Annotated in this window: 12 protein-coding genes; 8 read left to right on the top strand and 4 right to left on the bottom strand. The window is 31.0% G+C overall.

The window, feature by feature from the left end:
* Window positions 1-2: 2 nt before the first annotated feature.
* Window positions 3-785: a hypothetical protein gene (locus tag QHG34_RS03465; protein WP_282628775.1), complete on the bottom strand. Its 783-nt coding sequence runs from the start codon at window positions 783-785 to the stop codon at window positions 3-5.
* A 42-nt stretch (window positions 786-827) separates the two neighbouring features.
* A complete protein-coding gene (locus tag QHG34_RS03460; RefSeq protein WP_282628774.1) occupies window positions 828-1,847 on the bottom strand; it encodes an isoaspartyl peptidase/L-asparaginase family protein in 1,020 nt (339 codons plus the stop codon).
* Between the two features lie 158 nt (window positions 1,848-2,005).
* On the opposite strand from QHG34_RS03460, the gene QHG34_RS03455 reads away from it, so the two are divergent.
* The 8 genes from QHG34_RS03455 (at window position 2,006) to QHG34_RS03420 (ending at window position 9,553) form a co-directional block, all read left to right on the top strand.
* Complete coding sequence (locus QHG34_RS03455) at window positions 2,006-3,052, top strand: AI-2E family transporter (protein WP_282628773.1); 1,047 nt, start codon at window positions 2,006-2,008, stop codon at window positions 3,050-3,052.
* 12 nt (window positions 3,053-3,064) lie between these two features.
* Window positions 3,065-3,496, top strand: a complete 432-nt coding sequence (locus QHG34_RS03450; RefSeq protein WP_282628772.1) for an acyl-CoA thioesterase — start codon at window positions 3,065-3,067, stop codon at window positions 3,494-3,496.
* 126 nt (window positions 3,497-3,622) lie between these two features.
* Entirely contained in the window at window positions 3,623-4,108 is a 486-nt protein-coding gene (sixA, locus tag QHG34_RS03445; protein ID WP_282628771.1) for a phosphohistidine phosphatase SixA, read from the top strand.
* Window positions 4,105-6,171 carry a polyphosphate kinase 1 gene (gene ppk1 / locus QHG34_RS03440; protein WP_282628770.1) on the top strand — a complete coding sequence of 689 codons (2,067 nt, stop codon included), beginning with the start codon at window positions 4,105-4,107 and terminating at the stop codon, window positions 6,169-6,171. The genes sixA and ppk1 overlap by 4 nt, the downstream gene beginning before the upstream one ends.
* Window positions 6,161-7,048: a Ppx/GppA phosphatase family protein gene (locus QHG34_RS03435; RefSeq protein ID WP_282628769.1), complete on the top strand. Its 888-nt coding sequence runs from the start codon at window positions 6,161-6,163 to the stop codon at window positions 7,046-7,048. The genes ppk1 and QHG34_RS03435 overlap by 11 nt, the downstream gene beginning before the upstream one ends.
* A 36-nt stretch (window positions 7,049-7,084) precedes the next feature.
* The gene (miaE, locus tag QHG34_RS03430; RefSeq protein ID WP_282628768.1) at window positions 7,085-7,666 is read left to right on the top strand and encodes a tRNA-(ms[2]io[6]A)-hydroxylase; all 582 of its coding nucleotides are present in this window, start codon (window positions 7,085-7,087) and stop codon (window positions 7,664-7,666) included.
* A gap of 122 nt (window positions 7,667-7,788) precedes the next feature.
* Window positions 7,789-8,820: an LLM class flavin-dependent oxidoreductase gene (locus QHG34_RS03425; RefSeq protein WP_282628767.1), complete on the top strand. Its 1,032-nt coding sequence runs from the start codon at window positions 7,789-7,791 to the stop codon at window positions 8,818-8,820.
* A 70-nt stretch (window positions 8,821-8,890) separates the two neighbouring features.
* Window positions 8,891-9,553, top strand: a complete 663-nt coding sequence (locus tag QHG34_RS03420) for a DUF2490 domain-containing protein (RefSeq protein ID WP_282628766.1) — start codon at window positions 8,891-8,893, stop codon at window positions 9,551-9,553.
* A gap of 87 nt (window positions 9,554-9,640) precedes the next feature.
* Here QHG34_RS03420 and QHG34_RS03415 read toward each other — a convergent pair whose 3' ends face one another.
* Together QHG34_RS03415 and QHG34_RS03410 are read right to left on the bottom strand one after the other, a co-directional pair.
* Entirely contained in the window at window positions 9,641-10,546 is a 906-nt protein-coding gene (locus QHG34_RS03415; RefSeq protein ID WP_282628764.1) for a hypothetical protein, read from the bottom strand.
* A gap of 355 nt (window positions 10,547-10,901) precedes the next feature.
* Window positions 10,902-12,602, bottom strand: a complete 1,701-nt coding sequence (locus QHG34_RS03410; RefSeq protein ID WP_282628763.1) for a ribonucleoside-diphosphate reductase subunit alpha — start codon at window positions 12,600-12,602, stop codon at window positions 10,902-10,904.
* Between the last annotated feature and the right edge of the window lie 7 nt (window positions 12,603-12,609).

Raw genomic sequence — 12,609 nt, 5'->3', positions numbered from 1 at the left:
TTTTAATTATTTTTTTTGATCAAAATTGCTTCGTAATTCAATGATTTCCAATCACCTTTTTGTAAATTATCTAATTTTAGTTTCTTTAAAATATTTTCTTCTCCTGCAATAGACATTGTAAATTGAGAACGATCCATTATATTTTTCTCAGACAAAACATAACTAATATCAAATTTTTTCTTTGTTACTTTCTCAATCATCGGACGTAAATATGCATCGATAGCTTCTGGGCTTTTGAATTGCTCATTCTTAGGAAATTGCACATCAAAATAACCTTCATAAGTAAAATCTGGCTCAGTAATAATCAAATTGTAAGGATCTGCAAATAACGCTTGACGTTGCTTTTGATATTCTTTTTCAGATTTAAACGATTTAATTTCCTCCTTATAAATTAACGGATGTTTTTCTGCAAGTGTAGACAACTGATCTGCATTATACGAAAACGCTGCTCCATCATGAAAAACATTGTAAAATGCTGGATTTACCAACCATTGATCTACAATTTTTTTATCTTTTACTATGTAAATCATCAATCCGTTGTCTTGCGCTTGTACATTCGTTACCTGATAACCATACTCTAATAATGGCTTGGCTTGCTGAATTGCAGATGGATTTTCTAATATAAAATTATATTTATCGTAGGTTTTATTTGTATCTGTTAAAGGTGCCATTCCGTAAACTTTTGTGCTTTGATCAACATTTTTATCGTTGATCATAGAAGTTACCTGAGCAGACACTAAAGTTGATAAAGTAATAGTTGCAGTAAGTAAAACTTGTTTTATCATGATATTATTTTCTATTTTTTTAAAATTATAAAGATTTCAAATTTATTGATAAATTTCGATAAATATCTTACCAGATTGTGTAATACTTCCGCGATACATTCCAGCCGTATTAAAAGGGAAACTTGCTTGACCATTTTTATCTAAGACAATCATTCCGCCGTCTCCGCCCATTTCGCCTATCTTTTTGATGACTTCTTTCCCAGCTTCTTGAGAAGAAACTTGTTTATATTTCATTAATGCTGCAACATCATAAGCCGCAATTGCCTTAATAAAATATTCGCCCCAACCTGTGCAAGAAACTCCAACTTCGTTGTTCGCGTAAGTTCCCGCACCAATAATTGGTGAATCTCCTATTCTACCATATCGTTTATTGGTCATTCCACCAGTTGATGTTCCTGCTGTGATATTACCTTTTGCATCTAAAGCTACTGCACCAACTGTTCCAAATTTTTCATCAACAAAATTGAAAGGTACATAGGCTTGCGTCTTTGTATCGTGGTCTAATTCCATTTTTTCTTTGTCTTTTTCAAGCACTTTTTGCAAAGAATTCCAACGATCTTCTGTTCTAAAATAACTAGGATCTACAATTTCTAAACCTTGTTTTATGGCAAATTCTTCTGCTCCTTTGCCAGCCATCATTACATGAGCAGAATTATTCATCACAGCTTTAGCTGCCAAAATAGGATTTTTGATTGTTGTTACACCAGCTACAGCACCGGCTTGCATTGTTTTACCTTTCATGATCGAAGCATCCATTTCATTTTTTCCTTCATGTGTAAAAACAGCGCCTTTACCTGCATTAAACAAAGGCGAGTTCTCCATTACTTTAATTGCTTCTATAACTGCATCTTCACTTTCTCCTCCATTTTTGATGACTTTATAACCATTTTGCAATGCTTCTTGTAGCACTAAACGATACGCTTTCTCTTTTTCTGGAGACATATTTTCTTTTAAGATTGTTCCAGCTCCTCCGTGTATCACCAAAACAACCTTTTCATTCGATTTCTGAGCATTCGCTAACATTGCTAAAAAAATGAAAGCTAAGCCAATTACTTTTCTCATGTGTAAAATTTTAACAACATTAAAAGTAATAAAGAAAGTTGATTAAAAAATATTTTGCAAAAAGTTTAAATAAAATCATAAAATTCACGATTTTTAGCATTGATTTTGATACAAACATAACAATCAATATACGTTATTAATAAACCTAAATAAACAATATGAATAATCATAAACATTACATCTCCAATAATGTCCTATTACAACTTGCTTTTATTGCAATTATTTTGATTGTTTTTGGACTTATCACTAAAAATCTATTAGGTTTTTTCCCTGGCTTTCTTGGTGCAATATGCCTTTACGTTTTGTTACTAAACCCTTTGCAGTGGATGGTAAAAACAAAAAAATGGAACAAACTAGGGAGCGTCATCGGGCTTATGATTGGTAGTGCTATCCTAATTATAGGACCTCTTTATCTATTAATCCAAATGTTGACTAACAAAGTTTTGGTTCTATTAAACGATACTGAACAAATAAAAACGGATGTCAATAAAATTATAGAAATGTTGCAAACAAAGTTTCATATTGACATTTTTAGCGCGACTAACATCGAAAAAATAACACAAGTTGGTGGAAAATTAATTGAAAAAACGTTGAACGCCTCAATGGATATGACGGTACAATTAGGTGTTGCTTTTTTAATTCTTTACTTTATGTTGATGAATCATTACAAATTAGAAAATTGGTTCTACAAAACAATTCCTTTAAGAACAAGTAATCTAAAAAAGATGAATACAGACCTAAAAGATCTTGTCATATCAAACGCAGTGGGTATGCCTTTAACAGCTTTTATACAAGCAATAATTGCCTACATTGGTTATCTTATTTTTGGTGTTGACGATGCATTTACTTGGTTTATATTAACCATATTTGCAGCTATGTTACCTGTAGTTGGAGCAGCACTAATCTACGTTCCTTTAGGCCTATTTTTATTGGCAAAAGGCGAAACTGGACATGCTGTTGGTTTATTAATTTATTGTTTTGTAGTTGTCGGACTTTCTGATAATATTATTCGTTTAGTTTTACAGAAAAAAATGGCTGATGTTCATCCATTAATTACTATTTTTGGTGTAATCGTTGGTCTTAACTTATTCGGATTCATTGGAATTATTTTTGGACCAATCTTATTTTCAGTTTTCTTTTGGTTAGTAAAATTGTATAAATACGAATTTATTGACCCAAATCCTGAGGATCAATCATCAATATAAAAACTATAAAATATGAGCTTAGATAAATTTAAATTCTTCAAAACCTTGGAACCTCGTTGGAGTGATTTTGATCCAATTGGACATGTAAACAATGTCTTTTATTTTGAATATTTTCAGATCGGACGCGCTTATTATATGATGGCTTCTAGCAAAAAATGGCAATGGACAAGACATATGTTTGTTATAGCGCACATAGAGGCTGATTATCAAAAAGAATTACGTCCTAATGCAAACGAGCCTCGCATCGGTGTTCGTGTTTCTAAAATTGGCACAAAAAGTTTTGATTTTGAATACATTGTAACAAGCAAATCAGACGAAGGCGAAGATATTATCCATTGTACAGGAAAAAGTACACAGGTAATGTATGATATGATTGATAAAAAATCGATGGAATTGCCAGATTGGGTAAAAAATGACTTTACGAATTACGAAAAGTCAATTTAATACAATTTAGATTAATCTATAATAGGAGAATTTACCTATTTCGTTTCAATAAAAATTTATCAGTAGTTAAATAAATCAATTCATTTTGATTAAATTTAACTACTGTTTCTTTTTAATTCAGTTAGTATGAAAAATCTATTTTTAATGCGTCATGCAAAAAGTCGTTGGGACGAAAATGTTTCGGATCAATATCGTTCAATTACCGAAAATGGAATTCATAAAACTGAAAAAGTAGCACATTTTCTGAAAAATAATTTACATATTAAGTGCGACAAAATCTATACAAGTAAGGCAACAAGAGCAAAAGAAACTTCACATATTGTTCAGAAAATTGCTTTTCCAAATCATGAAATAGAAATTGTAGATGAGCTTTATACCTTTTCGCATTTTTTATTAGATAATTGGATTCAAAAATTAGATAATCAATTACAAAATGTTCTTATTTTTGGACACAATCCTGCTTTTACTGAAGTTGCAAATGAATTTGGAAACGAATTGATCTACAATCTTCCAACATCTGGTTTTATTTGGATTCAATTCAAATCTGATCATTGGAAAGAGATAAAAAAAGGAGAAACAGTAAAAATTATTTTACCAAAAGAAATCAAATGAAAAAATATATCAACCGAGAAATCAGCTGGTTATCATTTAATGCAAGAGTTTTACAAGAAGCTTCTGATGAAACGGTTCCGCTAATTGATCGTATTCGTTTTTTAGGCATTTATTCTAACAACTTAGACGAATTTTATTCTGTAAGATATTCTACAATTTTACGTTCTATACAGTTGAAAGATGTCGAAAAAGTTTACAATAATATCGATCCCAACCAAACGGACGAAGATTTGATTGACGAAATCAATGAAATTGTACGTCAGCAGCGTGTGCATTACGATGAATTACATAATCAACTATTCAAAGAACTTGAGTTATACAAAATATTCGTAGTTGATGACACTTCTATTCCTGAAAGCTATTTGGAATATATCTCGGAGTATTTTTACAATGAATTTATTCATACTGTTGGTGTTTTTATTTTAGATGATATCAAAAAAGCACCGCCATTGCGAGATGGATCGTTTTATTTGGCTGTAAAAATGCAACTAAAAGACAAAGTGCAATATGCTTTGTTAATTGTACCTACACACTTATTTCAGCGTTTTATTGTTCTACCAAAACGAGACGAAAATACATATGTCATGTATTTAGAAGATATTATTCGATATCATTTGAAAGACATTTTCAAAATGTTTGATTTTGAATCAATTGAAGCTCATTCAATTAAAATTACGCGTGATAGCGAATTAGATTTTGATAATGATCTAGAACATAGTTTATTAGAAAAACTTATTCATAGTCTAGAAGGAAGAAAAAAAGGAGTTCCTGTTCGTTTAGTATACGATGCTGAAATTGCACCTGACACCTTGAAATTCTTTTTAAAGAAATTACGCTTAGACGAATATGATAGTATAAATCCTGGTGGTAAATATCATAATAAACGAGATTTGATGAGTTTTCCTAATTTCGATATTCCAGGTTTAACCTATGAAAAGATAAAACCAATTATACTTAAAACACCATTTAAGTATAAAAGTTATTTTCAGGCATTTACAGAGAATGAAGAAATTATGATGGCACCATATCATGATTATTCTTTATTACTTAAATTTTTACGTGAAGCTGCGATAGATCCTAAAGTAACTAAAATTAAAATTACTATTTATCGCGTTGCAAAAGATTCTCAAATAATGCATTCGTTAATTAATGCTGCAATGAATGGGAAAGAAGTAACAGCAGTTTTAGAACTTCGTGCTCGTTTCGATGAATCGAACAACGCAATGTGGTCAAAAAAATTACAAGAAGCTGGTGTAAATGTAATATTTGGTGTTCCGGGACTTAAAGTGCATTCAAAAATAGGCTATATCGAGCGTAAGCCTGAAGGTAATTTAGCCGAAAAATATGTTTTTGTCAGTACGGGTAATTTTCATGCTGGTACCGCAAAAATATATACAGATTATACTTATTTTACGACTAATCCTGGAATTACTAAAGAAGTTGAACAAATTTTTAAATTTTTCGGAGCCAATTATCTTAACCAAAGTTATAGTCATTTATTGGTTTCACCTTACGGAACGCGCCGTAAAATTGTAAAAATGATTAAACGAGAAATTAAAAATCACCAAGCTGGATTACCTGCTGAAATTAATTTCAAATTAAATAGTTTAAGCGACAAACAAATCATTGATTTGTTGTACAAGGCTTCGCAGAAAGGAGTTAAAGTTCGCTTGGTTATCAGAGGAATTAACTCATTGATACCTGGTGTTAAAGGTCTTTCCGAAAATATTGAATGTGTAAGTGTGATTGATAAATTTCTTGAACATCCACGAATCTATTGGTTCAAAAATGCAGGAGATGACAAAGTTTACATTTCTTCTGCTGATTTGATGGAACGAAATTTAGATAGTCGTGTAGAAGTTGCTTGTCCTATTTACGATCATAAATTACGCAAAATTGTCATGGATACATTTGATATTAGCTTTAATGATAATGTAAAAGGACGCCAAATTACAGCTCAATCTGCCCTAGAATATAAAAGAAATAATGAACCTCCAAATAGATCGCAATACACTACTTACGACTATTTTAAAGAATTAAACGACGAAGAAAATGAAGATTAGAAAACTGGGAGCAATAGACATAGGATCTAACGCTATGCGCTTATTGATAAACTATGTATACGAAGAAGAAGGTAAAGCACCAATTTTTAACAAAACCAGTATTGTGCGTATGCCTATTCGTTTAGGTCATGATGTTTTTATTGATGGAGAAATCTCTGAGAAAAATATTGATCGTATCTGTGATGCTATGTTGTCGTATGCATTAATGATGAAAGTTTATGATGTAGAAATCTATAAAGCTTATGCAACTTCTGCAATGCGCGAAGCAATTAATGGGAAAGAAGTTGTCAAAAAAGTAAAGAAAAAAGCTGGAATTAATATCGAAATTATTGATGGTAAAATGGAAGCCGAATTGCTTTTCAATACCGAGTTAGGCGATTTTATTAAAGATCAAAAAACATATTTATATGTAGACGTTGGTGGTGGTAGTACCGAATTAACATTACTAAAAGATAGTAAAGTTTTTACTTCGAAATCATTTGAGGTAGGAACTGTACGATTATTAGAAAATAAAGTTGAACCGCATACATTTGAAAACATGAAAAAATGGATTCAAGAAAACATTGGTCATGATGAGGTCGAATTAATTGGTTCGGGTGGAAATATTAACCATGTCTACAAATATTCAGGTGTAAAACTTGGTTTACCACTTGGCAGTTTATATGTAAAAAAACATTATCAAATTTTACAAACCATGACTGCAGAAGAACGTATGCAAATATTTAACATGAAGCCTGACAGAGCAGACGTTGTAGTTTATGCGTTAGAGATTTATAGCAATGTGCTAAAATGGTCTCATGCAAAAAAAATCCACGTACCTAAAATAGGTTTATCTGACGGTATTATACGAAAAGTATACGCAGACCTCAATAAATAATATATTTTGTAATTTTGTAGTTAATATTGCTTTAAAATGTTAGGATTAAAATTATTAACAGACCCTCGTTGGGCTGATATTGCGGAAAGAAATTTAGAAGAAATATTAACCGATCATGCTTGGTGCGAGCAAAAAGCGGCAACCAATGCCATTACAATGATTGCGTACAACTCTGAACACGATGAGTTTGTACAAGAAATGTCTGACATTGCGATAGAAGAAATGCAACATTTCAAAATGGTGGTCGAAATTATTCAAAAACGTGGTTATGTTTTAGGACGCGAACGCAAAGATGATTATGTAGGACAACTAATGAAATTCTGTAAAAAAGATGGTTCTCGTAATATGGCTTTCGTAGATCGTTTACTATTTGCTGCAATGATTGAAGCAAGAAGTTGTGAACGATTCAGAACACTTTCTCAAAATATCAATGACGAAGAATTAGCTAAATTTTATTACGATTTGATGGTTTCTGAAGCCAATCATTATACAACTTTCTTAAATTTTGCCCGTAAACTTTCAACTGATGTTGATGTTGACAAACGTTGGAAAGAATGGTTAGATTTCGAAGGGAATCTAATTCAATCATACGGAAATAAAGAAGCTATACACGGCTAAAATGCCTTAAATAATACAAAAGGGTTAATTCGGTTAAATTTGAATTAACTCTTTTTCTTTCATAACCTATGTCAATCCAAATCTAAAATTGTCTTCGTAAATTTGAGTAAATCTAAAATATTATGGAATTAGGAATAGGAATGTTTGGCGATCTACATATTGATCCTAAAACAGGGTATAAACAGACGCCTCAACAACGAATGACAGAAATTATTGAGGAAGTAAAACTGATGGACGAGGTTGGGTTGGATTTCTTTGGAATTGGAGAACACCATCGTCCTGATTATGCCGTTTCTTCTCCAGAAATTGTTCTCGCTGCTTTATCTTCAGTTACCAAAAACATTAAGTTAGGAAGCGCCGTTTCAGTTATCAGTTCTACAGATCCAGTAAAATTATATCAAGATTTTTCTACTGTAGATAATATCTCAAATGGTCGTGCAGAAATAATGGCTGGACGTGGTTCTTTTATTGAGTCTTTTCCACTTTATGGTTATGATCTAAATGATTATGACGCGCTGTTTGATGAAAAACTTCGTTTGCTTTTAACTTTAAATGAAAATGATGTAATCAATTGGCGTGGAAATTTTAGAATGCCGATTATTAACCAAAGCGTTTATCCAAAACCTGTACAAGAAAAACTACCTATTTGGATTGCTGTCGGTGGAACTAAATCTTCTGTAGTTCGTGCTGCTACACTAGGTTTACCAATTATTTTTGCAATTATTGGAGGAAATCCTGCTGATTTTAAATTTCTTTTTGATCTATACAAACAAGTTTATACAGAGAATGGTCATAACATCAATCACATGCAAATAGGTGTACATATGCATTCTTTTTTTGGAGATGATAGCGAACAAATAGCAGAAGACTACTTCCCTATTTATGGAGCACAAATGGATAGAATTGGAGCAAGTAGAGGTTGGCCAAAATATACAAAACCACAATTTGATTATGGACGTTCTACAAACGGACATTTAGTTGTAGGCGATTCTTCTTTAGCTGTTGACAGAATTTTAAAATACCAAGAAATGTTTGGTTTAACACGTTTTTCAGCTCACATGGATGTTGGAGCGCCAGATCATTTAAAAATGATGAAATCTATCGAGATTTTTGGAAAAGATGTTTTGCCAAAAGTAAAGGAAGCAACAAAATAAATTTTAAATATACTGACAAAAGACACGATTCGTTATCGTGTCTTTTTCTATTTTCGTTAAAATGGAAAGTATGAAGAAGATTTTAGCCAGTTTTATTATTTTAACAAGTATCGTTTTACAAGCACAAGAAAGTGATTTCAGAATTTGGAATTCGTTAAATATCAATCAAAAAATCAATCAAGATTGGTCATTTCAATCCGATATTCAATACCGAACATACGAAGATTTGGATCAATTGAATCAATTGTTAATTCGAGCAGGAATTGGATATAACTTAACAGAAAATAACAATACAGTGTTAGCTGGTTACGCTTATATTCAGAACAGAACGCCTTCTGTTGATGATAATTATGCACATAATCACGAACACCGATTATACCAGCAATTTACCACAAAACATACTATAAATCGCTTTAATTTTGCACATCGTTTTCGTACCGAAGAACGATTTTTAGAAAACGATACTCAATTTAGATTCCGATATCAATTAACAGCAACCGTTCCACTAAATAATCCTAAATTAATTAAAAATACATGGTATTTAAAAGCATATGATGAGCTTTTTCTACAGGCTGTTAAAGACAAAACCTTTGATAGAAATCGTTTGGGACTGAGTTTAGGTTATGTTATTTCACCAACATTTAGTTTAGAAGCTGGTTATATGTTACAAAGCCAGAAAAAATCGCATACTGACCAATTGATGATTGGTTTGACGATTAATAATCCGATATAAAAATTGTAGTTAATCTAATGATATGCAATTCTGAAACGAGTTCAGAATGACAATAAAAAAATCCACTCAGTTGAGTGGATTTTTTATTTAAGCTATTTTTTTATTACTAAATTCAATTAAATCTGTTAGTTCAGAATCCGTCATTACTCTTAAATTTTCATTAATTACATATGACTTAAAATCAACTAATAGTTTTGGATATTTGAGATTCCACTCTATAAGTAATGATTTGTGAAATGGGTTATCTTCTTTTATATCTTTCAATAAAATTTTACCATTTTTACCACTTCCTTTAATATTAGATTTAACTTCATTATCATTTATAACAAAGTTCTTTATAGCAAATCTATAAAAACAACCAAGATTACCATTGGTATTTCTTTCTGAATTCACTATTCGTTTTGGTACTAATATTATTGGCTTGCCATTATAGTGGGGTAATAATACTTCTTTCTTAACCCATTTTAAAGTTTTTTCATCAAAAATATCATCTTGAAAAGACATAAACATAGGTATATTATGAATAAAACATTGATTTTGAGTAAAACTAATTAAATCATCTTTAATTAATTTCGTTGTTATATCAGATATTCTATCACTACTTATATCTTTTACAAAAAAATTTATATCTGAAAAATCATTTAAAATCCCTGTTTTAATTGCTTTATTCTCTATAAAAGATTTGATTAATTTTGATTTTAAAATATTAGCTATAGAATTACCATAAGAATCAGAACCATAGCCTAATTTTGTTTCTTTAGGCTCTTTAAATCCAGAAAACATTTTAGTCAAGTCTCTTAAATTATTATTTTTAATAAGTCCTATAATTTTTTTCCAAAAAATAGAAATTTTTATTGAATAATTTAAAAATTCTTCTTGTAAACCAATTAATCTTGGATCTATGAATAGTTTATTATTTCTATTCAAATTAATATCAACGAAATCTAATTCATTTTGGTGTTTATTTAAATTATTATATTGTGAAAACAACATCGTTTAAAAGTATTTTTTATATTAATAAATAGTTATGACCAATCCTTTTAAAAGGTTTGGTAAAATTTAAAATGCTATAATTGAATACTGTTAATAACTTTTTATGTTAATATTATAAATATCTAATAATTTATATATACTTTAGTTAAGAATATTTCCCCAAATATTTAACTAAGTATTTATCTGATTTCTAATCTTCAAGGTAGTAAGCCTCTTGATTCAATAAGATGATAAATAAAAAATATTTTTAAAGTGCTACTAGTAATGGTAGCATTTTTTTTTAAGATAAGACACACTAATCCTAAAGCTAACTATTTGCCAGCTTTAAGATTAATATTATTTTTTCAGATTTACATTAAGCCTCACAAGAAGAACAAGAAACTAAATTAGCCACTAATTCTTTTGATACTGATTGAGAACGCTGATAGTACAATGTTTTAACTCCTAATTGCCACGCTTCGATCATCAAACGGTTAACTTCTTTTACCGGTAAATCTGGTGGAATATTTAAGTTTAATGATTGTGATTGATCCACATATTTTTGACGAATCGCTGCTTGTTGAACAATTTCTAATTGAGAAATTTCTTTAAATGTCTTGAAAACATCTTTCTCTTCTTGCGTTAACTCAGCAACATGTTGTACAGAACCACCATTCAACATAATTCCGCGCCAAACATCTTCATTATCCAAGCCTTTTTCTTGTAATAATTTTGTCAAATATTTGTTTTTACGCATAAAGTTACCTTTCGATAAACCTGCTTTATAATAGTTAGATGCAAATGGCTCAATTCCAGGAGATGTTTGTCCCAAAATAGCCGAAGAAGACGTAGTTGGCGCAATAGCACAAGTTGTTGTATTACGACGTCCGTAACCTTTTAACACTTCTGGCTCACCATAAATACGTGCTAATTCTTCCGTTGCTCTATCTGCTTTTGTCTGAATGTGTTTAAAAATTTCTGTTGTGCGTAATTTCGCTTCCATTCCTTCGAAAGGAATCATGTTGCGTTGTAAATAAGAATGCCAACCTAAAACACCTAAACCTAAGGCACGGTGACGTTTTGCGAAACGATTAGCAGAAGCTAAGTAATGGTTTCCTTCTGTTTTCTCAATAAACTCTTGTAGTACTGCATCTAAGAAGAAAATAGCTAATTTAACAGCTTCAGTATCTTTCCATTCATCATATAACTCTAAATTCATTGATGATAAACAACAGATAAATGATTCGTCCTCATTTGATGGTAGCATAATCTCTGAACAAAGATTAGATGCGTTAATACGCATTCCTAAATCCTTATAAACCTGCGGTTTATTTTTATTCACATTATCTGAGAAGAATAAATAAGGTAACCCTTTTTCTTGACGTGACTCTAATACTTTTGCCCAAACTTGACGTTTATCTGCATCACCATCAATCATTTCTTGCATCCAATAATCTGGTACACAAACTCCGTAAAATAAATTTTGAATAGAACTTCCGATTGATTTAATCTTTAAGAATTCTTCAATATCTGGATGATCAATATCTAAATACGCTGCAAAAGCTCCACGACGTGTAGAACCTTGCGAAACAACATTCATAGCAGAGTTAAACAATTCCATAAAAGATACTGCTCCACTACTCTTTCCATTATCTGTAATTGCTGCACCACGCTCACGTAACTCTCCAAAATAACCAGAAGTTCCACCTCCAATTTTTGTTTGCATAATTACTTCACCTAATTTGTGTGTAATTCCTTCTATACTATCCGGAATATGAACATTGAAACATGAAATTGGTAAACCACGTTCTGTTCCCATATTTGCCCAAATTGGAGAAGACAAACTCATCCAACCTCTTTCAATCATTTCTTTGAAAGACTCTTGTAATTCTGGTTTATATAAACGTTTTGCTGCTGCTGCTGTTATACGGTCAATTGCTCCTTCTACCGTTTCACCTTTTAATAAGTAACCTCTATTCAAAATTTGTTCAGATTCTGAATTCTTCCACCATAATTTAGGTGTTTCTCCGTCAAAAAAAGTATTTTGAACTTCGTCATGTGGTATCGGATTGTCCATAGTTTTA

Origin of the sequence: Empedobacter sedimenti (assembly GCF_030005555.1) — a bacterium.
Classification (GTDB): Bacteria; Bacteroidota; Bacteroidia; order Flavobacteriales; family Weeksellaceae; genus Empedobacter; species Empedobacter sedimenti.
The sequence above is the reverse complement of the archived record's forward strand: the minus strand, read 5'-3'. Positions and strand labels throughout refer to the sequence as shown.